The sequence below is a fragment of the Shewanella aegiceratis genome (assembly GCF_019457495.1).
GTDB classification, from domain to species: Bacteria; Pseudomonadota; Gammaproteobacteria; order Enterobacterales; family Shewanellaceae; genus Shewanella; species Shewanella loihica.
In genome coordinates this window covers 1,452,453-1,473,923 of the sequence record NZ_CP080416.1, presented here as the reverse complement: position 1 = coordinate 1,473,923, position 21,471 = coordinate 1,452,453, and the positions used below count along the sequence as shown (strand labels likewise).

Sequence of the window (21,471 nt, the reverse complement as noted above, 5' to 3'; positions counted from 1 at the left end):
CATGATAAAAGCCTTAGTCGAAAATGGTCGTCTGGCCAGCCTGGTGATCGCCCTGCTGATCGTCGCCGGCCTTGGCGCCATCACCAGCCTGCCCCGCATGGAAGATCCCAGCATCACCAACCGCTTCGCCTCTGTGGTCACCCATTATCCGGGCGCCTCGGCAGAGCGGGTCGAAGCCCTGGTCACCGAGGTACTGGAGAACCAACTCAGACGCCTGGAAGAGCTAAAACTGGTGCAGTCCACCTCACGCCCGGGGATCTCCGTCATCCAGCTAGAGCTGAAAGACAGGATCACAGAGACAGACCCCGTCTGGTCAAGGGCCAGGGACCTCATCAACGATGCCAAGAACCTGCTGCCCCCCGCGGCGCAAAACGCCCTGCTGGATGATCAGCTGGGCTATGCCAACACCGCCATCCTCGGCCTGGTTTGGCAAGGCGCGGGCGAGCCACGCCAGGATATCCTCAACCGCTACGCCAAGGAGCTACAGAGCCAGCTCAGGCTGATCCCGGGCACAGACTTCGTGAAACTCTATGGCGCCCCCACCGAAGAGATCTTGGTGCAGATCGACGCCCAGAACGTCAACCGCATCGGACTCAGCGCCGCCGCCATCGCCCAGATCCTGGCTAACGCCGATACTAAGGTGTCCGCCGGTGAGATCACCAACGACGCCTTTCGTGCCCTGGTCGAGGTCTCAGGCGAGCTGGATTCTGTCACCCGCATCAGACAGGTGCCACTCAAGGTAGATGAAAACGGTCAGATCATACGCCTGGGCGAGGTCGCCAGCGTGCAGCGCCAGCCCAAGACACCCGCCGCCAGCATCGCGCTCATAGAGCAGGCCCAGGGGATCATGGTATCGGCGCGCATGCTCAACAACACCCGGGTCGACCTCTGGCTGCAACAGGTGCATCGCGTAGTCGAGAAGGTGCAAAGGGATCTCTCCTCCAACGTGGAGATCCAGTGGTTGTTCGATCAAGAAGGCTATACCACCACCCGCCTGAGTGACCTGATCGCCAGCCTGCTGCTGGGTTTCATCATCATTCTGGTGGTGCTCATGCTGACCCTGGGGCTACGCAACGCGGTGATCGTCTCCCTGTCGCTGCCGCTGACCGCCCTCTTTACCCTGGCCTGCATGAAGTATGTCGGCCTGCCGATTCATCAGATGTCTGTGACCGGCCTGGTGGTGGCATTGGGGATCATGGTGGATAATGCCATCGTCATCGTCGATGCCATCGCCCAGCGTCGCCGCCAGGGACTGGATCGCCTCAGCGCCGTCGGCGAGACCCTCAAACATCTCTGGCTGCCACTGGCGGGTTCTACCATCACCACCATGCTGGCCTTCACCCCGATCATCCTCATGCCGGGGGCCGCGGGAGAATTTGTCGGCGGCATCGCTATCTCGGTGATCTTCGCCCTGCTGGGTTCCTACCTCATCTCTCATACACTGATCGCCGGCTTCGCCGGCCGCTTCGGCGCCGAGGGCGACGCCACTCACTGGTATCAGCGCGGGGTCAACTTCCCCATTATCGCCCGCGCCTTTAGCAGTACTTTGCATATCGCCCTCAAGCGCCCCCTGTTGGCCGGCGTGGTGATAGGCATATTGCCCATAACTGGCTTTATCGCCTCGGGGCAGATGACGGAGCAATTCTTCCCGCCGTCAGACAGAGACATGTTCCAGATAGAGGTGCACCTGGCGCCTCAGTCCAGTATCGAAAACACCCGCGCCCTGGTGGAGCGTATCGATGCCAAGCTCAGGGCCACCGGCGAGATGCAGAGACTCGACTGGGTGATTGGCGGCAATGCGCCCTCGTTTTACTACAACCTGCTGCAGCGTCAGCAGGGGGCGGCTAACTACGCCCAGGCGATGATCAAGGTTGCCGACTTCGAACGCGCCAACCAGCTGATCCCAAGATTGCAGACACAGCTCGATACCGAGTTCCCCGAGGCGCAGATCCTGGTGCGTAAGCTGGAGCAGGGCCCGCCCTTTAACGCCCCCGTTGAGCTGCGCATCTACGGCCACAACTTAGATACTTTAAGAGAGATAGGCGATGAGGTGCGGCGAATATTGATCACCACAGATCACGTGCTGCACACCCGCGCCACCCTGAGCGCCGGCGCGCCTAAGGTGTGGTTTCAGGTAAACGAAGATGCCAGCAAGATGAGCGGCCTGAGCCTGACGGATATCGCCAACCAGATCCAGATGGCCACTACCGGCATCAACGGCGGCAGCATACTGGAGCAGACGGAGTCGCTGCCGATCCGGGTACGCACCCAAGATCTGATGCGCGAACAGCAGACCGAGCTGTCACAGATCAACCTGCTGTCGAGCAACGGCGTCGGCATCCCGCTCTCGGCACTGGCCAGCAGCCGTATCGACGTCAGCCTGGGCGCCATCCCCAGACGTGACGGCCAGCGGGTCAACACTATAGAGGCCTACCTGGAGAGCGATGTGCTGCCCCAACAGGTGCTCAATCAGGCCAAGACGAGCATCGACGCCCTCACCCTACCCGCCGGTTATCGCATCGAGGTGGGCGGCGAGAGCGCCAAGCGTAACGAGGCCGTGGGTAACCTGTTGTCCAACATAGTCTTGGTGATCACCCTGCTGCTGGCGACCGTGGTGCTGTCGTTCAACTCCTTCCGCCTCACCGGCATCATACTGCTGAGCGCAGTGCAGTCGGCAGGCCTTGGCCTACTCGCCGTCTACCTGTTTAACTATCCCTTCGGTTTTACTGTGATCATCGGCCTGTTGGGCCTGATGGGTCTGGCGATCAACGCCGCCATCGTGATCCTTGCCGAGCTTGAGGATATGCCAGACAGGCGAGAGGCGAGTATCGATGCCATAGTGGCAGTGGTCAGCAGCTGCGGCCGCCATATCGGCTCCACCACCATCACCACCATAGGTGGCTTCCTGCCACTGATCATCTCAGGTGGTGGCTTCTGGCCACCGTTTGCTATCGCCATCGCTGGCGGCACGGCGCTTACCACCCTGTTGTCGCTGGTCTGGGTGCCAACCATGTACCAGCTGCTGATGATCAAGCGCCAGGCGGCGTCCGTGCCCGCACTGCAGCCCAGCTAGAGAGCAGCCTTGTCAGCTCTCTAATCACAAGATGCACTGGCTCGCCCGCCCAGGGTGATCCAGTGCATATTTAGACTAATTGCCGAGGCCTGAGGCAATTTTTCCTTTACCGAAATAGACCTGCGTCAAAACAATCTCGCACCACCTTAGTTACATTAGCGACAGTCTAACCACAAGGTGGATTACCATAATGAACTATAAAAACTGGCCTATCGCCAAACAGATAGGCGCACTTGCCCTGATCCTCACCGTCGTCGTATTTGCCATTCTCAGCAGCGTCTCCTACATCACAGCCGCCAACGTGCTGGAAGATAAAGGTAAGACGGCCGTAAAAGCGCAAATGCACAGCACCGCCGACCTGATTGAACTCGAGTACAACAGCCTACTGTCTCTCGCCAGACGCAACGCCGACGTGCTCAGAGCCATGTACCCAGGTCAATTCTTCAAGCCAGATAAGACCGTCATGGTCATGGGGAAGCCCACCCCGGCGCTGGTGCACGAGCGCGAACAGATCAACGCCTCCAAAAGTAAGGTGGATCGCTACTCCAACCTCACCGGCGGTAACGCCACCGTCTTCGTACGCGACGGCGACGACTTTATCCGCATCTCCACCTCGCTGAAAAAAGCCGACGGCAAACGCGCCCTGGGCACCTACCTGGGAAAGAAGCACCCAGGCTACGACGCACTAATGGCAGGCAAAGAGTATGAAGGCTACGCCAGACTGTTTGGCAAAGACTATATGACAGTCTATCGCCCCATCACGGGCCCACAGGGTGACATCATAGGCATACTCTATATCGGCTTCGATATCTCAGAGGCGCTGACCGAGCTGCAACGCTCCATGAACCAGCTCAAGCTGGAGGAGTCGGGTTACTTCACCCTGATCCGCAACGTGGACAACGCCATCATCGCCCAGCCCAACCAAGAGTCAGGCACCATATTGACCGAGGCGATACTCGACGGCCTCTCAATAGAACAAGCCAAACGCGGCGGCCAGGAGAGCGAATACCTCAATGGCAACAAAGAGCCCATGTACGCCTACGCCGTCACCATCCCCGGCTGGCAATGGACCCTGCTCGGTCAGGCCAAGAAACGTGAGCTGAACGAAGAGAGCCTGAAACTGCTGAGCATCAATGCCGGCGTCGCCGCCGTGGGCGTGCTGCTGATCACTCTGCTGCTCTCCATGGTGCTGATTAAGACACTGCGCCCGCTGCGTCACCTGCAGCACCAGCTCACCGAGCTCGGCAAGGGTGACCTGACTCAAGAGTTCGATCAGGTCAGCCCAGACACAGACAACGAGGTCGACAGAATCACCCACGCCGCCCGCCAGATGGCTCTGAGCCTGCGCGAGCTGGTCGGCGCCCTGCGCGCCTCGGTCAATACGCTTGAGGAGCAGGCCAGCAGCGCCCAGGAAGTGGCCAGACTCAACGGCGAAGAGGCCCAGCAGCTGATGGCGCAGACCGATCAGATAGCCACCGCCATCGAAGAGATGTCCACCTCGGTGCGCGACGTGGCCAACCACGCCAGCGAAGGCGCCAGCCAGAGCCAGCAGGTCGACAACGCCTCACGCGACGGCCACCAGCAGCTCGATCAGCTGGTGCAGGACCTTGGCAAACTCAGCGAACAGCTCGATGCCAGCCATATGAGCGTCGAGAACGTCAGCAAAGAGAGCGAGGCGATAAGCCAGGTCACCGAGGTGATCAACAGCATCGCCGAACAGACCAACCTGCTGGCACTCAACGCCGCCATCGAGGCCGCCCGCGCCGGTGAACAGGGCCGCGGCTTCGCCGTGGTGGCCGACGAGGTGAGAACCCTGGCCCAGCGCACCCAGACCTCGATCTCAGAGATCAGCCAGACCATCACTCAGCTGCAGCAGCAGATCAAGCTCACCGCCGAGCAGATGGGCCAGAGCCACCAGCTGGGCACCGCCTCCGCCGCCCAGGGACAGGAGGCCGCAACTAACCTCAACCAGATCACCATCAGCATAGGGGAGCTGGCCATAGCGTCCAGCAGCATCGCCAGTGCCACAGAGCAGCAGAGCGCCGTGGCCGACGAGATCACCCGCAATCTGCATGAGATCACCGAGCTCGCCCGCGACGGCGAACAGCGCGCCGGCGACACAGTCGACGCCGCCCAAAACCTCTCCCACATCGCCGCCGAGATCAAACAGAAGATCAGCGTGTTTAAGTCATAGCTTCTGGCTAACGCTCATCTCAACGAAAAAAGCCGCTATCAAGCGGCTTTTTTATGTCTGGCTGACATAGCAGTAGCTGAGTCTACTTAGCTAGTATTGGCTCTTGTTGGTTTAATGATTGAAGTGCTGTGGCTAGAGATAAAGAACAAACTTTCACCCGTACGAGTCATTGGAGAGTATGCTGTATCCATAGCTTCATGGTGTACTAATTGCCTGCCGCAGGCCTTATGTGCAAACACATTTGTGACACGCTACGAGCACCTCCCTGTGAGCTCTACCTCGGCATCCATGCCTCGGAAGGTCACAAATGTGTTTACACCTGATTATCTGTCTCTTCGATTGAACAGCATTTGATATCCATAGACAATCAAAACAAAATCATACTTGGAAAAAGCAAATTAGATTCTTAACGCGGCTTCATCAGATTCGAATTAAATTTTATATGTGTAACCCTCCAACAGAGGGCCTATAAATGCTTAGCTACACTTTGCGACAGAGGAGCCGAGCCAATTCCCCCCAAAGCATTATTGGCTTGATATCTTAAGACCTGCTCAATGCAATGCTGAAATTGAAAAGGAGCTCTCTTAATGAGTCTTCATCAATTTCGACTGATTGAATTTCCGATTCTTTCTCGTCATCTAAGGAGATTGTGATGAACAACTTTTCACGGTAAGGCACAAGAAAACACATTACGTAATCTGTGTTTGGGCCCCAATCAAAAACCTGATGCTCGGCAAATATTTCATCTGAATCTTTGAAGTCAAAGTCAGAAATGCGAGTACCAAGAATGAATTTGTGTATCTCTTTCTCATCCTTTCCGTGAAAATAATGATTGAATCTTGCGAAGTCTCTAACTTTTTCTGATTCGGAAAAAGCAATTCCCGATAAACTAGGAATATGTGCGATACCATCTCTTTGCGTGACCAGAACACCTGCCACCCAAATCTCGATTTCTCTTAAATCGCGACTATCAGCCAAAGTTTTACCAACTTTAAAACCGACAATTTCCTTCCTACCTAGCACGATTCAATTTTAGTAATATAACGCCCGCATTTGCGGCTGGTTTTGAGCGTAGCGGAAAACCAGTCCGACAACATGCGTTTGTTAGGCTTTTTCTAAAATGTACCATCTAATAAGACTTCTGATAACTCAATCTCTGGAATCCATAAACCTTCGGTAGTTTCAAGATAGTTTTTGCATAATGAAACTATCTTTTTTTCGTCACCAAGGCGAACTGGGTAGTGCTCTAATTCCGACCTACCTTTCAAAACTTTTTTGGTAAACCCCGAAGATGAAAGAATCAATCCCTTGGTGTCATTAGTCGTCTCGGATGCAACCACATCGAATAGAGCAGATAACACAGAATCACCAGGTTTTTGGCCACTGGATATCCAGTGCTTAACTTCAACTAGAAATACTTTCTCTTTGCTATCTTCAATCGTACAAAGCCTGAGATCAAACCCGCCATCTTTACCAGATCTCGTTAACTCGGTAGAAAACCCTATCGCTTCGAATACCTCCCTAAACACCCTTTCCAGGTCTCGCCACTCTACTTCACGTAAACATGCTGGGTTCTTCGATATTTCTAGTGCAATTGCCTTCATTGCTGTTCGAACAATAATTGTGAGGTTTGTCTTGCTGGGTGAGTCTAATTGTGTATCAACAGCCTCTTCAATATCCTTCAAATATCGTTTTAATGTTGGCATCCCACTAGCGGAAAATTTAATCCGCCCTTCTGCTTCTAATTGCTCCGCTCTTTCCTTCGAATACATCCAACTCCTTCCTTCGGGTGGAAGCTTTCCACCCCACTCATACCTGAGGGAAGGCTGGTAATACGGTGCTGTTAGATTCGTGCAAACATATGGTCCATTTGGATCGTTATCTGGATTCTTATATCTTTTATTATTCGATTCTTTCATGATTGATCGTTGTGAATGCCTAACGCCGCGCTAAAGGGCCGAAGCAGCGTAGCTGCGAAGGTCCCAGGGAGCGAAGCGACCGATTTTGAGCGCCTTGTTAGGTGAGGTCATCGCGTTATCTCTTTCAAGTCTTTAACTATCCACTCTGTGAGAGCAATAAACTCTCGGGCATCATCTATTGTGATTGGCATTCCACCACCGTGAACCGCCATGTTGCGTAGATTTGACATGCGCTTTAATAAATCAATTTTATCAGACTTTAGATAACCCGCATCTTGTAAAAATCGAGCATTCTTCATAGGTGAGTTATTGGGAGGGTAATCAGGCGAGCTTGCCGTTCTCATAATGGCCGCTAGTAGCTCAGCTTCCACCGCAGACCATGCTACAGCGACTGCTGGATCAGGAAAGTCTTCAAATAGGCGTTTTGATTCTTTTATTAGTTCTGAAGAGTCTCTCTTCACAGGCTCTTTGGCAATTTGTTTTGGCTTTTTCTCAGCGGATAAAACTTTATTTGCCTTGTCTTCAATTTTCTTCAACTCATCGCCAAAGCTTAACTCTAAATCCTTATACTTAAGATTTCTTAGTAAAGGCAATAGCGAGCCCAAAGGCTTTTTTAGGATTAGCACTACAATCACAATGCCTGTCGGCCATGCGATTGAATCTACTATTTTTGAGAAAAAGGTTAACCAATCCATATTTCTTTCCGAAGCTTTAATTCACCTAACGCCCTAATCAGCCGAGCCGTTGTTTGGCTTCGGCTGCATTTGATTGTTATGTTTCTCGTAATGTGATTTAAACACCAAATAGTTGATACCTGCTGTTATGAAGCAAATGACACCACCCATTAAAAAGAATAGATACGCTGAGCTAATCGAACCTACTTCAATGAAATAGCCTATAAGTGCTGATACGGATACTACAGAAAATATTGAACCAAGCCCGACAAACATCACCAACGGGGATCTAGAACTAAAGAATCTCATATCAACGCTTGGCATTTCCCAATAATTTGCAGGCTTTTTCAGCCATATATTAATTAATGAAGCCAATACAGACATTGCTGAAAAACCAAAAACTCCAAACACAAAGTTGCCAAATCCATAATCAAACTTGCCATGAATTGGAGCAAAACTTAATTCTATCCCATGAGAAACACTAGCGATTGAAATCAGTAATAAATATATGAGATTACGATGTCGAATTTTCATAAAGAAACATAACATTTTATTAGTGCGCATGCGCGTTTACCTCGTTGGACCAGTGAAAACACGCAAAGCTAACTATCTGTATGTAATGAACTTATCAGCATTTTGCCAAATATACCATCTGGAAAAACGCGCATGCGCGTTTTCCAAACCTATTATCTAATTAACGAATACTGTAAGCATATAATTTTAAAGTCATTTATTTATACCGAAATGAGAAAACGCGCACAAATACAGGATAAAAATCGTTCAAAACTCTTGTGATTTGAATATGACTGTATAGTTATCCAGTTTTTTGGTTGAGGAGTAGTGAATTACATCACGCGGGTGTAGCGATAAAAATTTCTAGGCTAGAAAGCCCATTCGTTACTGCTCAGCCGACAACTTTCTAAGAACTTTGGGTCATACTCAAGTCAACTTTTACTCCTTAAACACACCAATGCCGCCAAATCGAAGAGACGTTGAGATGCCGGTGTAAACACGTTTTTGGCCCTCGGCGGCATGGACGCCGCCGTGGAGCGTATAGGGATATATTCACAGCGTGCCAAAAACGTGTTTGCACATCCCCCGCCGGGCAGGCGTTAGGTTGCCATGAAGGTACGGCCTTCCATACCCACCAAATACCAATACGGGCAGATGTAACAACCTTTAATGACTCCTCATCCCCCGCCGGGCAGGCGATAAATAACAGTGAAGGTACGACCTTCAAAGCCCCAAGAAATGCCCAAGCAGCCAAAAGCTCAACACCTATTCCCCAACCGCTTGCCCGTGCGCTCAAAACACGGGCAATAAAAAACCCCGCATTCTCATACGGGGTTTCTCATCAATCGCGATTCATAGCTTAATCTTTAAGCTCTGAATCCCTATCCATGTTCTCAGTATTCTCTAACCACAAGGCGTTGATGATACCGAAAGAACACGCCAGCAAAATGCCTAATATCCAAGCAAAATACCACATAGTGTCGGCTCCTGTTAGTAAAGTGACGTCTTGTTGTCTTCGATGTAGCTACGGTTCAAGCGACCAAACATCTTGAAGTAAGTCCAGATAGTGTAGCTTAGCACGATAGGCACGAATATCGCGGCCGCCCAGGTCATCACAGTCAGAGTCATGTGGCTCGCTGTGGCATCCCACATGGTCAGGCTCACGTTTGGCTCAAGTGATGATGGCATCACGAACGGGAACATGGCCGCGCCGCAAGTCAGGATCACCATGGCTACTGCCAGTGAGCTGAACAGGAAGGCGAAACCAGAGCGGTTGAAACGACTCGCCAGCAGCGCCAGTACAGGCATGGCAATACCCAGAATAGGGAACAGCATGGTCACTGGATACTTGTCGTAGTTAGCAAGCCAGGCACCCGCCTCTACCGCAACCGTCTTAAGGGCTGGGTTAGATGCGCCGTGGGTGTCGATGGTCGAGGTGACCACATAACCGTCGATACCATTGGCCAGCCATACACCGGCCAGGGTGAAGAGCACAGCAACCAGGGCCGCAGCCACCTGGGTCGCCGTCGCCGCACGTACGCGCAGCTCACCTTCTGTCTTCATCTGTAGCCAAGAGGCGCCCTGCATGATGATCATCGACACGCTCACCAGACCGGCTAGCAGGCCAAATGGATTCAGCAGGCCAAACAGACCACCGTGGTAGGTTGCGCGCAGGTACTCGTCGAAGTTAAACGGCACGCCTTGCAGCAGGTTACCAAAGGCAACGCCTATGATGAGCGGCGGTACGAACCCACCCACAAACAGCGCCCAGTCCCAAGCCTTACGCCATCTTGGATCTTCGATTTTAGAGCGGTAATCGAAGCCCACGGGACGCAGGAACAGGGCAAACAGCACCAACATCATGGCCACATAGAAGCCAGAGAAAGAGACCGCGTATACCATAGGCCAGGCGGCAAACAGGGCGCCACCGGCTGTGATTAACCATACCTGGTTGCCGTCCCAGTGGGGGGCAATCGAGTTGATCATAATACGGCGCTCGGTATCATCCTTACCTATGATAGGCAGCAAAGCACCCACGCCCATGTCGAAACCGTCGGTGACGGCGAATCCGATGAACAGCACACCAATCAGCGCCCACCAGACAAATCTTAATATTTCATAATCAAACATAATCAGATCTCCGGTTTAAGCTTCTAGGTTTTCAAAGTGATAACGGCCCGTCTTGAGACTGCTAGGTCCCTTACGTGCAAACTTGATCATCAAGAACAGCTCAATCACCAGCAGGACTGTGTAGAAGAGCGTGATAGAGATGATACTGAACCAGAGATCCGCAGCCGTTAAGCTAGACGCCGACATGAAGGTTGGCAGCACCTCGGAGATGGTCCAAGGCTGACGACCGTACTCGGCCACGAACCAACCACACTCGATGGCGATCCAAGGCAGTGGCAGGCTGTATAGCGCCGCCTTAAGTACCCAAGGCTTCTCTTCGATCTGATGACGTGTGCTCTGCCAGAAGGCTGCCGCAAACACGAACAGCATGATTACACCTAGGCCAACCATCACGCGGAAGCTCCAGAACATAGGCGCAACCGATGGGATAGAGTCTTTAGCCGCGGCCTTGATCTGCTCTTCTGTCGCATCGACCACATTGTCTGTGTAACGCTTCAGCAGCAGGCCATAACCCAGGTCGACTTTAGCCTCTTCGAAGGCGGCACGCAGCTCAGGGGTTTCCTTGCCGGCGCGCAGCTCGGTCAACATGGCGTAAGCCTTCATACCGTTGCGAATACGCTCCTCGTGCTCGACGATAAGGTCGCGGATACCGGTAACCTCTTCATCGATAGAACGGGTGGCGATGATACCCATGGCGTATGGGATCTTGATGGCGTAATCGGTGTGCATGGTTTCCTGATTCGGGAAACCCACAGCGGTAAAGGCCGCTGGTGCAGGTTCTGTGTGCCATTCGGCTTCGATAGCCGCTAGCTTAACGCGCTGGGCCTCACCCACCTTATAGCCTGACTCGTCACCCAGTACGATGACCGACAGGATAGACGCCATACCAAAGCTTGCCGCGATGGCAAATGAGCGACGGGCAAACGGCAGATCACGCTTCTTTAGGATGTAGTAAGAGCTGATAGCCAGGACAAACATGGCGCCGGCCACATAACCAGAAGCCACTGTGTGAACAAATTTCACCTGCGCTACCGGGTTGAACAGGACTTCGGCGAAGCTGGTCATCTCCATACGCATGGTTTCGTAGTTGAACACACTACCGACTGGGTTCTGCATCCAGCCGTTGGCGACCAATATCCACAGCGCCGACATGTTCGATCCCAGCGCAACCAACCAGGTCACCGCCAGGTGTTGACGCTTGCTGAATCTGTCCCAACCGAAGAAGAACATACCCACCAGGGTAGATTCGAGGAAGAAGGCCATCAAGCCTTCGATAGCTAGTGGCGCACCGAAGATGTCACCCACATAGTGAGAATAGTATGACCAGTTAGTCCCGAACTGGAACTCCATCGCCAGACCTGTGGTTACGCCCAGGGCAAAGTTAATACCAAAAAGCTTACCCCAGAACTTGGTCATATCTTTATAGATCTGCTTATTGGTCATCACATAGAGTGATTCCATAATGGCCAGCAAGAACGCCAGCCCCAAGGTCAAAGGTACAAACAGGAAGTGATACATAGCTGTCAGCGCAAACTGTAAGCGCGAGAGCTCTACAACCTCTTCAACAATCATCAGTGACTCCTTAGGTGGTGCGATCATTCTTCAAGGTTAGATCCCCATCAACCCGGAAAAATGCCTATTTAGGAATTTTATTATTCAAGTAATTTGTCAGACCCGAGTCTCACAAACCGCCAAATTTTAACTTTTTGCCTCGCTCAAGCGTCGCTGACGCTCAAAAAGGCCCTCTCACCCCAGTTTTTGAGAGGCGGCTCACAAAACCTTTTGGTTTTTAAACCCCCGTCGCAGAAAACGGCCGAGAAAATCAATTTAAATTATTTTTTTCAAAAACTTACAACAAGGCATATCAAACGTACCCTAAGCATTTTATACCATTCAAAATTGATTCAAATCAATCAAACACGGCGCGGATAGTGGGTTTTGCGGACGGCGCCACACTTCACCCGGCAACACACTTGCCAAAACATTGCAAACGTGATAGGGAGCCATTAAATTTTGATAAAAAGGCTATTTTTAGCAAATTTCAGCCAACATCACGCAAAACGCAACACTTAACAAGATTTAACAATTAAAGGGTCAATATATGTAACCCAAAACCACTGTGCAACGAATAGTGTAAACCTACAAAATCAATAGCTTATAAAAGTACACGCATATACACCACACTTGACACACTGACTAACGATTAAAAATACTAATGCGAACTTGCAATTTTAATCGTTTGTTCCCTAGGCGGCATTTGCTTACTATATGCCTGTGTTAAGGAGACGGCTCAATCAACCCGGTGAAGTTGCCCGGCAAGCCACACTCCGCTCACATCATTAATCACTGTGTGGAGAATCCGTTATGAAAAACCTATTTGATCGTCTAGTTAACAGCTACAAGCGCACTTTTGTTGAACTCTATACTGCAAGAGAGCTGTAAATAGCACCTTAACCCGCCATTGCTTGAAGTTTTGTTAGCGCAAAACGGCCACCGTTTTCTCCTCGAAGGCGGTGGCTTTTTACTTTCTAACGACTTGGTTTAGATAATTTTAGATTAGTTTAGCAGACGCTAAATAATTAATATCGCCTTTTAGCGATTTTCCGGGCAGATCCCATTAAGCGTGATTTGCGCGAATTAAAGGAAAAAACCATCGATACCCCTACTTTATGGCTGTTTAGCAGTTCAGGATGTAATAAAGTAAGGCTAAGTGCATGTATCTGTGTGGGTTTAAACTAACTCTTTATGGGTATAAAAAAAGGGCCTCGAATTTTCGAGGCCCTTTTTGCATCAATTAAACCGCTAAGCTTAGGTTAACCTAATTTAGCGCGGACGTTTCTGAACATTCTCATCCATGGGCTATCTTCGCCCCACTCGTCAGGATGCCAAGAGTTCGCTACGGTTCTAAACACACGCTCAGGGTGCGGCATCATGATGGTGACGCGACCGTCTGTGCTACAGATACCTGTTAAGGCGTTTGGCGAGCCGTTAGGGTTCTCTGGGTATTGCGTCGCTATCTGGCCATGGCCATCGACGAAGCGCAGCGCGATAGTGCCAGATGCCTCTGCGGCGGCCAGCGCCTCAGGCGATGCAAACTCGGCGCGCCCCTCACCGTGAGACACGGCGATCGGCATGCGAGAACCTTCCATGCCTTCAAAGAAGAAGGATGGGCTCTTCTGCACTTCCACCAGGCTGAAACGCGCCTCGAAACGCTCGGAGCGGTTACGCACGAAGTGTGGCCAATGCTCGGTACCCGGAATGATATCTTTCAGATTAGAGAGCATCTGACAACCGTTACATACCCCGAGGGCGAAGCTGTCGCTGCGCTCGAAGAAGCGGCTGAACTCTTCACGGGCGCGGCTGTTAAACAGAATCGACTTGGCCCAACCTTCACCGGCGCCCAGTACGTCACCGTAGGAGAAGCCACCACAGGCCGCCAGGCCCTGGAACTCTTCGAGGCTGATACGGCCCGAGAGGATGTCAGACATGTGAACGTCGCGGCTCTCAAAGCCGGCGCGGTCGAAGGCGGCGGCCATCTCGAGGTGAGAGTTCACTCCCTGCTCACGCAGGATAGCCATCTTAGGCGCTGTGCCCTTGAGGATATAAGGCGCGGCGATATCTTCGCTCGGGTCGAATTTGAGATCCACGGTCAAGCCTGGGGCATCGGCCACCTGCTTGAGCTTGAACTCTTCCTCAGCACACTCAGGGTTGTCGCGCATCGCCTGCATGCGATAGGTGGTCTCGGCCCAGATGGTACGCAGCTCGGTGCGTGATTCGGCCAATACCTCAGTCGCTGCATCGTGGATGATGATGCTGTCACCAGCCACTGGCTTGGCAACCACATGGCAAGCCACACCAGCCGCCTGGTACTGCGCCTTGATAGCCTGGCTATCGGCTGCGCGCACCTGGATCACGGCGCCCAGCTCTTCGTTGAACAGACGCTCTAAATGAGTGCCCGTCAGCGCGCTGAGATCCACATCCAGACCCGTATTACCGGCGAACGCCATCTCAACCAGCGTCGTGAACAGACCACCGTCGCTACGGTCGTGATAGGCTAGTAGTGCCTTATCGGCCACCAGCGCCTGAGTCACCTCGAAGAAGCCGCGCAGCAATTCCGCATCGGCCAGATCTGGCGCCTTGTCGCCCAGCTCACCGTATACCTGCGCCAGACATGAACCGCCCAGACGACGTTCGCCCTGGCTAAGGTCCACCAGTAGCAGCTCGGTGTCGCCCTTGTCGCTTCTCAGCTCTGGGGTTACCGTCTTACGAATATCCTGCACCGCACCGAAGGCAGTGATCACCAGCGACATTGGCGAGGTAACCGTCTTATCGTCGCCGCCGTCCTGCCAAGCCGTCTTCATCGACATCGAGTCTTTACCCACAGGGATGGTGAGATCCAGCTCAGGACACAGCTCTTCGCCCACGGCCTTGACCGCCTCGTACAGACCTGCGTCTTCACCCGGGTGACCCGCGGCAGACATCCAGTTGGCTGACAGCTTAATACGCTTGAGTGAACCAATATCGCTACCGGCGATGTTCATGATAGATTCGGCTACCGCCATGCGCGCCGAGGCGCCAAAGTCCAGCAGTGCCAGCGGCGTGCGCTCGCCCATAGACATAGCTTCACCGCTGTAAGAATCAAAACTTGATGCGGTCACGGCGCAGTCGGCCACAGGTACCTGCCAAGGACCGACCATCTGGTCACGGTTGACCAGACCGGTAACCGTACGATCACCGATAGTGATCAGGAAGGTCTTCTCGGCAACGGTTGGCAGACACAGTACGCGGCGCACCGCGTCTTTGAGCTCAATTGTCTCTTGTGCCAGCGCAGGCGAATCTGCCTTTTGCGACACCACATCACGGCTCATCTTAGGCGCCTTGCCCAAAAGGACCTCTAGCGGTAGATCGATAGGCTTGTTGTCGAAGTGCTCGTCTGACAGGGTCAGGTGACGCTCCTCGGTCGCCTCACCCACCACGGCAAATGGCGCGCGCTCGCGCTCACAGATGGCGGTGAACAGCTCGAGGTTTTCCGGCGCCACAGAGAGAACATAACGCTCCTGCGATTCGTTACACCAGATCTCCAGCGGGCTCATGCCCGGCTCGTCCGATGGTACGTTGCGCAGCTCGAAACGACCGCCGCGTCCACCGTCGTCCACCAGCTCAGGAAAGGCGTTCGACAGACCGCCCGCGCCCACGTCGTGGATAAATTGAATCGGGTTGGCTTCGCCCATCTGCCAGCAGCGATCGATCACTTCCTGACAGCGACGCTCCATCTCTGGGTTATCACGCTGCACCGAGGCGAAATCCAGGTCTTCACTTGATTGGCCAGAGGCCATAGAGGAAGCCGCGCCGCCGCCCAGGCCGATGTTCATCGCAGGGCCACCCAGTACGATAAGCTTGGCGCCGACGGTGATCTCACCCTTCTGCACATGCTCTTCACGGATATTACCCAGACCACCGGCAAGCATGATTGGCTTGTGATAGCCACGTACCTCGACGCCGTTGTGGCTCGAGACTTCCTGCTCATAGGTACGGAAGTAGCCCAGCAGTGCCGGACGACCAAATTCGTTGTTAAAGGCCGCGCCGCCCAGTGGACCTTCGGTCATGATATCCAGCGCGGTCACGATGCGATCTGGCTTACCATAATCGCCTTCCCATGGCTGAACGAAGCCTGGGATCTTAAGGTTTGATACGCTAAAGCCGGTGAGGCCCGCCTTTGGCTTAGAGCCGCGACCGGTTGCGCCTTCGTCGCGGATCTCACCGCCAGAACCTGTGGCCGCACCCGGGTATGGGCTGATAGCCGTCGGGTGGTTGTGAGTCTCCACCTTCATCAGGATATGCATAGGCTCAGTATGATAGGCGTACACCCCGTTTGGCTCGGGGAAGAAACGACCGGCGACAGAACCTTCCATCACGGCGGCGTTATCTTTATAGGCAGATAACACGTGATCTGGGGTCTTCTCGAAGGTGTTCTTGATCATCTTGAACAGCGACTTTGGCTGTACCTCGCCGTCGATGGTCCAATCGGCGTTGAAGATCTTGTGACGGCAGTGCTCTGAGTTTGCCTGGGCAAACATCATCAGCTCGACATCGTTAGGGTTACGATTCAGACGCTGGAAGTTTTCTACCAGGTAGTCGATCTCATCCGGCGCCAGCGCCAGACCCAGTTTAACGTTGGCCGCTTCCAGTGCCGCCTTGCCTTCACCCAGCACATCGACGCTGGTAAAGACCGCAGGCTCGGTGCGGGCAAACAGGCTGCTCGCCTGCTCGAAATCTGGAAGAACCACTTCGACCATGCGGTCGTGCAGCAGGCCAAGCAACTGCTTCTGCTGGGCGTCGTCCAGATTATCGGCCTGAACATAGTAGGCGATACCGCGCTCTAGGCGCTTGACCTTGTTCAGACCACAGTTATGAGCGATGTCGGTCGCTTTCGACGACCATGGAGAGATGGTGCCCGGACGCGGCGTTACGAAGTACAAGTTGCCTTGGGGCGCATGTGCTTCAATCGCAGGTCCATAGGTTAACAGTTTGGCCAACTGCTGGGTTTCGCCAGCGTCCAGTGCCTCTGTTAAATCGGCTAAATGAATGAACTCAGCATAGATATCTTGTACTGGAAGCGCCGCACTCTGACAGGCCTCCATTAGCTTTTGGACTCTAAACGCTGATAATGCAGGGGCTCCGCGGATGATCTCCATCACGTCTTTTCACCTTATTATTTATAATTGCAGGGTCAGATCTGGCGCTATTATAGGGAAATGTGGGGCACAAATCATCCGTAGCATGGCTTCAAAACAGCGTTTCCCTCGATTTATTATCACCATAGCGCGAAAACAGCTTTACGTAACAAAGAAACTGGCGCGGCGCCAAATTCATGCCCCATACTTAAGCTGGCAAAACGCTAAAATCATTCAACAAAAAACAACCAAACTCTGCCGACATAATCGCCATTATTGCCTTTGACCAGCTTGTGATATAATCATCGGCCGCGTTTTATAAAACGGATTAAAAAATAGTAACTTAATGAGAAGTTTCCTGCTGATTCTATTCTGTGTATCGCTACTGACTGGCTGTCAGGGCGAGCGCGTGGACGCAGCAAAAGCGGTTGAAACCCAGCCGAAAACCCAGCTCAACGTGGGCACCCTCTACGGCGCGCAGATCTATGTCACCACGGGTCAGGGCCTCGCCGGCTTCGACTATGAGATGGCCGAGCGTTTCGCCAAACATCAGGGGCTCACGCTCAACATGCAGCCCTACCCCACCATCAGCGATCTCTATCAGGCGATGCGAAATGGTGAGATAGACCTGATCGCCGCCGGGCTGGCCGACACCCAGAGCCGCCGGGAGCAGTTCAGGCTGGGGCCGCCGCTCTACTATGTTAATCAGGTGCTGGTCTACAAACAGGGGGCCAAGTACCCAACGGATGTGAGTCAACTGGATGACAACATTACCGTGATCTCAGATTCCTCCTTTATCGAGACCCTGGCCGAGATGCAAAAACTCTACCCTGAGCTGGTATGGGATCAGCAATGGGACAAGGACAGCGAAGAGCTGCTGGCGATGATCGCCCGCGACGAGATCAGCTACACCATAGCCGATTCGACCACCTTCGAGATCAACCGCCGCTATATGCCTGAGCTCAGGGCCGGTCCTGTGCTGCGTGAGGGACAGGCCGTGGTCTGGCTGCTGCCGCCCAATGGCAGCGATCAGCTGATGAGCGACCTGCTGAGCTTCTGGCACCAGGAAAAAAGAGCCGGCACCCTGGCCCACCTGAACGAGAAATATTTCGCCCATGTGAAGCGCTTCGACTATGTGGACACCCGCGCCTTCCTACGTGCCATAGATAGCCGGCTACCCAAGTACCGCGATAACTTTGTCGAATATGCCGGCGATCTCGACTGGCGTAAGCTGGCGGCGACCGCCTATCAGGAGTCCCATTGGAACCCCAATGCCCGCTCGCCCACCGGCGTGCGCGGCATGATGATGCTCACCCTGCCCACGGCCAAGCAGATGGGGATCGACAACCGTCTCGACCCAGAGCAGAGCATCCGCGGTGGTGCCAAATACCTGAGCGACATACTCAATCGCCTGCCTGAGTCGATTCCGGAAAATCAGCGCATGTGGTTTGCCCTGGCCTCCTACAACATAGGCTATGGCCATGTGGAGGATGCCCGCAAGCTGGCACAATCTATGGGGCTTAACCCCAGTGCCTGGCGCGACCTGAAGAAAGTATTGCCCCTGCTGCAGAAGCGTAAATACTACAAGCAGACCCGCTACGGCTATGCCCGCGGCAGCGAGGCGGTTCACTACGTGGATAACATCAGGCGCTACTACGACACCTTGGTATGGATTGACAATCAGAATCAACAACTACAAGATGAGGTGATGGAAGCGCAACAACAAACGGCCGAAAAACAATCACAAAGCGAGATTTCCGCCGCGCAGCCCAACTAGATATGACGCGGCCTGTGATTGTCTGGGTAACGGCCCTACGGAGGTTCATCATGAGAAAAAAAACCTTAAACAATCTGTCTTCACGGCGAAGAACCCTGCTTAAGATACGCCACCAGCACACCATCAACCGACAGAAGCAGTTCTTCACCTTCATCAAGCAAACTGGCAGCCTGAGTCCAATCGACTAATCAATGCTGTACCAAAACAAGCGAACAACTCATAAAAAAACAAGGGCCTATTGCCCTTGTTTTTTTTCTGCCATCTTGAGTGCCTTCTTCTCCTGACGCCGCCGGCGAAAGAAGGCGCTGAGCTGCTCGCCGCAATCCTCGGCCAGCACCCCAGCGGTCACCTCGAGCTGATGATTAAAGGCGCTGCTGCGCACCAGATCCACCACGCTACCGGCCGCGCCCGTCTTGAGATCCGCGGCGCCAAATACCAATCGACCAATTCTGGCATGCACCATGGCGCCGGCGCACATGGCGCAGGGCTCTAAGGTCACGTACAGCGTGGTATCCAGCAGACGATAATTTTCCACCACCTGGCCCGCGGCGCGAATGCACTCCATCTCGGCGTGGGCACTGGCGTCATGGCGACAGATGCTGAGGTTGTAGCCGGTCGCAATCACCCTATCATCTTTCACCAGGAGGGCACCCACCGGCACCTCGCCCTGCAACTCGGCCAGGGCGGCCAGCGCCATGGCTTGGCGCATATAGGCTTCATCTTTTACCGCCTGCTCATCCAGGCTGACTTGCTTCTCTATCGGGTTACTCATCTGCTCTCTATCGTTTCGATCCAAAGGGCCGTGCTGTCATCTAAGCTTCTCGGCTTACTCATCTAGCTGGAACCTAATGCCACTGAAATAAAAAAGGGCATATCGCTATGCCCCCTTTCTATCTTTCAACGCATCTTATCGCGGGATTATTCCCACTCGATGGTTGCAGGTGGCTTACCTGAGATATCGTAAACCACACGAGAGATGCCGTCGATCTCATTGATGATACGGTTTGAGACTCTGCCGAGGAAATCGTATGGCAGATGTGCCCAGTGCGCCGTCATGAAGTCGATGGTTTCCACCGCACGCAGGGATACTACCCAGTCGTACTTACGGCCATCGCCCATCACGCCAACACTGCGAACCGGCAGGAAGACGGTAAAGGCCTGGCTCACCTTGTTGTACAGGTCGGCCTTGTGCAGCTCTTCGATGAAGATAGCATCGGCGCGGCGTAGCAGGTCACAGTACTCTTTCTTCACTTCGCCCAGTACACGTACCCCCAGGCCTGGGCCAGGGAATGGGTGACGGTAAAGCATGTTGTACGGCAGACCCAGCTCGAGACCAATCTTACGCACTTCATCCTTAAACAGCTCGCGTAGCGGCTCGACCAGACCCAGCTCCATATCGTCCGGCAGACCGCCAACGTTATGGTGTGACTTGATCACGTGGGCCTTACCGGTAGCACTGCCTGCAGACTCGATAACGTCTGGATAGATGGTGCCTTGGGCCAGCCACTTGGCGTTAACGCACTTGCGTGACTCTTCGTCGAAGATATCGACAAACACCTTGCCGATGATCTTACGCTTGGCTTCTGGCTCGGCTTCACCGGCCAGCGCGTCGAGGAAGCGCGATTCGGCGTCGACGTGAACGATATTGAGACCGAAGTGGTCGCCAAACATCTCGAGCACCTGGTCGGCCTCATTCAGACGCAGCAGACCGTTGTCTACAAATACACAGGTCAGCTTGCTGCCGATGGCGCGGTGTAGCAGCATGGCCACAACTGAAGAATCAACACCGCCAGACAGACCCAGGATAACCTCGTCATCGCCGACCTGCTCCTTGATACGAGCAACCGCGTCTTCGATGATAGATGAAGGTTTCCAGTTGGCTTCACATTGGCAGATATCCAGTGCGAAATGCTCCAGCATGCGCTTGCCCTGACGGGTGTGGGTCACTTCTGGATGGAACTGAACGCCGTAGAAACGCTTCTCTTCGTTGGCCATAGCGGCATAAGGACAGGTGTCTGTCTTAGCCACTGTCACGAAGCCTTCAGGGATCTCAGAAACCTTGTCACCATGGCTCATCCAGACGTCAAGCAGCGCCTTGCCGCTGTCGCTGACCGCATCTTCGATGCTCTTGAACAGCTCAGATGCCGCCTGAACTTCTACCTGGGCATAACCGAATTCACCTTCGCCTACGCCTTGGATCACCTTGCCACCCAGCTGTTCTGACATGGTCTGCATGCCGTAGCAGATGCCGAGTACTGGTACGCCGGCGTTAAACACATATTCAGGTGCACGAGGCGAGTTGTCGGCGGTGACGCTCTCTGGGCCACCGGCCAAGATGATGCCGTTAGGCGCAAAGGCTTTGATCTGCTCTTCAGACACATCCCAGGCCCAAAGCTCACAGTAGACACCGATCTCACGGATACGGCGGGCAATCAATTGCGTGTACTGAGATCCAAAATCGAGTATGAGGATCTTATGATCATGAATGTTGCTCATGCTTTACCTTTTATCTTTCAG

The 21,471-nt window shown here is 53.4% G+C and carries 14 protein-coding genes; 4 read left to right on the top strand and 10 right to left on the bottom strand.

Annotation, left to right across the window (positions count from 1 at the left end; translation table 11 throughout):
• Position 1: 1 nt before the first annotated feature.
• Both K0H80_RS06515 and K0H80_RS06510 read left to right on the top strand, forming a co-directional pair.
• Positions 2 to 3,073 carry an efflux RND transporter permease subunit gene (locus tag K0H80_RS06515; protein WP_220073478.1) on the top strand — a complete coding sequence of 1,024 codons (3,072 nt, stop codon included), beginning with the start codon at positions 2 to 4 and terminating at the stop codon, positions 3,071 to 3,073.
• Between the two features lie 190 nt (positions 3,074 to 3,263).
• Positions 3,264 to 5,267 carry a methyl-accepting chemotaxis protein gene (locus tag K0H80_RS06510; protein ID WP_220073477.1) on the top strand — a complete coding sequence of 668 codons (2,004 nt, stop codon included), beginning with the start codon at positions 3,264 to 3,266 and terminating at the stop codon, positions 5,265 to 5,267.
• Positions 5,268 to 5,807: 540 nt separating this feature from the next.
• On the opposite strand, the gene K0H80_RS06505 is transcribed toward K0H80_RS06510, so the two are convergent.
• The 8 genes from K0H80_RS06505 to purL all read right to left on the bottom strand — a co-directional run bounded on the left by K0H80_RS06505 (position 5,808) and on the right by purL (position 17,198).
• Positions 5,808 to 6,290, bottom strand: a complete 483-nt coding sequence (locus K0H80_RS06505) for a hypothetical protein (RefSeq protein ID WP_220073476.1) — start codon at positions 6,288 to 6,290, stop codon at positions 5,808 to 5,810.
• Between the two features lie 92 nt (positions 6,291 to 6,382).
• Positions 6,383 to 7,186, bottom strand: coding sequence for a restriction endonuclease (locus K0H80_RS06500; protein WP_220073475.1), 804 nt, complete (start codon positions 7,184 to 7,186; stop codon positions 6,383 to 6,385).
• A gap of 107 nt (positions 7,187 to 7,293) precedes the next feature.
• Positions 7,294 to 7,881, bottom strand: a complete 588-nt coding sequence (locus K0H80_RS06495) for a hypothetical protein (RefSeq protein WP_220073474.1) — start codon at positions 7,879 to 7,881, stop codon at positions 7,294 to 7,296.
• A gap of 33 nt (positions 7,882 to 7,914) precedes the next feature.
• Positions 7,915 to 8,424, bottom strand: coding sequence for a hypothetical protein (locus tag K0H80_RS06490; protein WP_220073473.1), 510 nt, complete (start codon positions 8,422 to 8,424; stop codon positions 7,915 to 7,917).
• Positions 8,425 to 9,232: 808 nt separating this feature from the next.
• A complete protein-coding gene (gene cydX, locus K0H80_RS06485) occupies positions 9,233 to 9,349 on the bottom strand; it encodes a cytochrome bd-I oxidase subunit CydX (RefSeq protein WP_011865106.1) in 117 nt (38 codons plus the stop codon).
• 14 nt (positions 9,350 to 9,363) lie between these two features.
• On the bottom strand, positions 9,364 to 10,503 hold the full coding sequence (cydB, locus tag K0H80_RS06480; protein WP_220073472.1) for a cytochrome d ubiquinol oxidase subunit II: 1,140 nt from the start codon (positions 10,501 to 10,503) through the stop codon (positions 9,364 to 9,366).
• Positions 10,504 to 10,518: 15 nt separating this feature from the next.
• Entirely contained in the window at positions 10,519 to 12,075 is a 1,557-nt protein-coding gene (locus K0H80_RS06475; protein ID WP_220073471.1) for a cytochrome ubiquinol oxidase subunit I, read from the bottom strand.
• 1,241 nt (positions 12,076 to 13,316) lie between these two features.
• The gene (gene purL / locus K0H80_RS06470; protein ID WP_220073927.1) at positions 13,317 to 17,198 is read right to left on the bottom strand and encodes a phosphoribosylformylglycinamidine synthase; all 3,882 of its coding nucleotides are present in this window, start codon (positions 17,196 to 17,198) and stop codon (positions 13,317 to 13,319) included.
• 325 nt (positions 17,199 to 17,523) lie between these two features.
• Between purL and mltF the strand changes: the two genes are divergently transcribed.
• Positions 17,524 to 18,954 (top strand): membrane-bound lytic murein transglycosylase MltF, encoded by a 1,431-nt coding sequence (gene mltF, locus K0H80_RS06465; protein WP_011865102.1) that lies wholly within the window; start codon positions 17,524 to 17,526, stop codon positions 18,952 to 18,954.
• 50 nt (positions 18,955 to 19,004) lie between these two features.
• Positions 19,005 to 19,142: a hypothetical protein gene (locus K0H80_RS06460; RefSeq protein ID WP_190272411.1), complete on the top strand. Its 138-nt coding sequence runs from the start codon at positions 19,005 to 19,007 to the stop codon at positions 19,140 to 19,142.
• Positions 19,143 to 19,189: 47 nt separating this feature from the next.
• Here the strand turns inward: K0H80_RS06460 and tadA are convergent, their stop codons facing one another.
• A complete protein-coding gene (tadA, locus tag K0H80_RS06455; protein ID WP_220073470.1) occupies positions 19,190 to 19,726 on the bottom strand; it encodes a tRNA adenosine(34) deaminase TadA in 537 nt (178 codons plus the stop codon).
• 146 nt (positions 19,727 to 19,872) lie between these two features.
• Positions 19,873 to 21,450, bottom strand: coding sequence for a glutamine-hydrolyzing GMP synthase (gene guaA / locus K0H80_RS06450; RefSeq protein ID WP_011865100.1), 1,578 nt, complete (start codon positions 21,448 to 21,450; stop codon positions 19,873 to 19,875).
• Between the last annotated feature and the right edge of the window lie 21 nt (positions 21,451 to 21,471).

Excerpts from the sequence above, each read along its gene's own strand:
- K0H80_RS06515 (WP_220073478.1), top strand. The coding sequence starts at position 2 with ATGATAAAAGCCTTAGTCGAAAATGGTCGTCTGGCCAGCCTGGTGATC.
- K0H80_RS06510 (WP_220073477.1), top strand. The coding sequence starts at position 3,264 with ATGAACTATAAAAACTGGCCTATCGCCAAACAGATAGGCGCACTTGCC.
- K0H80_RS06500 (WP_220073475.1), bottom strand. The coding sequence starts at position 7,186 with ATGAAAGAATCGAATAATAAAAGATATAAGAATCCAGATAACGATCCA.
- K0H80_RS06495 (WP_220073474.1), bottom strand. The coding sequence starts at position 7,881 with ATGGATTGGTTAACCTTTTTCTCAAAAATAGTAGATTCAATCGCATGG.
- K0H80_RS06490 (WP_220073473.1), bottom strand. The coding sequence starts at position 8,424 with ATGCGCACTAATAAAATGTTATGTTTCTTTATGAAAATTCGACATCGT.
- cydX (WP_011865106.1), bottom strand. The coding sequence starts at position 9,349 with ATGTGGTATTTTGCTTGGATATTAGGCATTTTGCTGGCGTGTTCTTTC.
- cydB (WP_220073472.1), bottom strand. The coding sequence starts at position 10,503 with ATGTTTGATTATGAAATATTAAGATTTGTCTGGTGGGCGCTGATTGGT.
- K0H80_RS06475 (WP_220073471.1), bottom strand. The coding sequence starts at position 12,075 with ATGATTGTTGAAGAGGTTGTAGAGCTCTCGCGCTTACAGTTTGCGCTG.
- purL (WP_220073927.1), bottom strand. The coding sequence starts at position 17,198 with ATGGAGATCATCCGCGGAGCCCCTGCATTATCAGCGTTTAGAGTCCAA.
- mltF (WP_011865102.1), top strand. The coding sequence starts at position 17,524 with ATGAGAAGTTTCCTGCTGATTCTATTCTGTGTATCGCTACTGACTGGC.
- K0H80_RS06460 (WP_190272411.1), top strand. The coding sequence starts at position 19,005 with ATGAGAAAAAAAACCTTAAACAATCTGTCTTCACGGCGAAGAACCCTG.
- tadA (WP_220073470.1), bottom strand. The coding sequence starts at position 19,726 with ATGAGTAACCCGATAGAGAAGCAAGTCAGCCTGGATGAGCAGGCGGTA.
- guaA (WP_011865100.1), bottom strand. The coding sequence starts at position 21,450 with ATGAGCAACATTCATGATCATAAGATCCTCATACTCGATTTTGGATCT.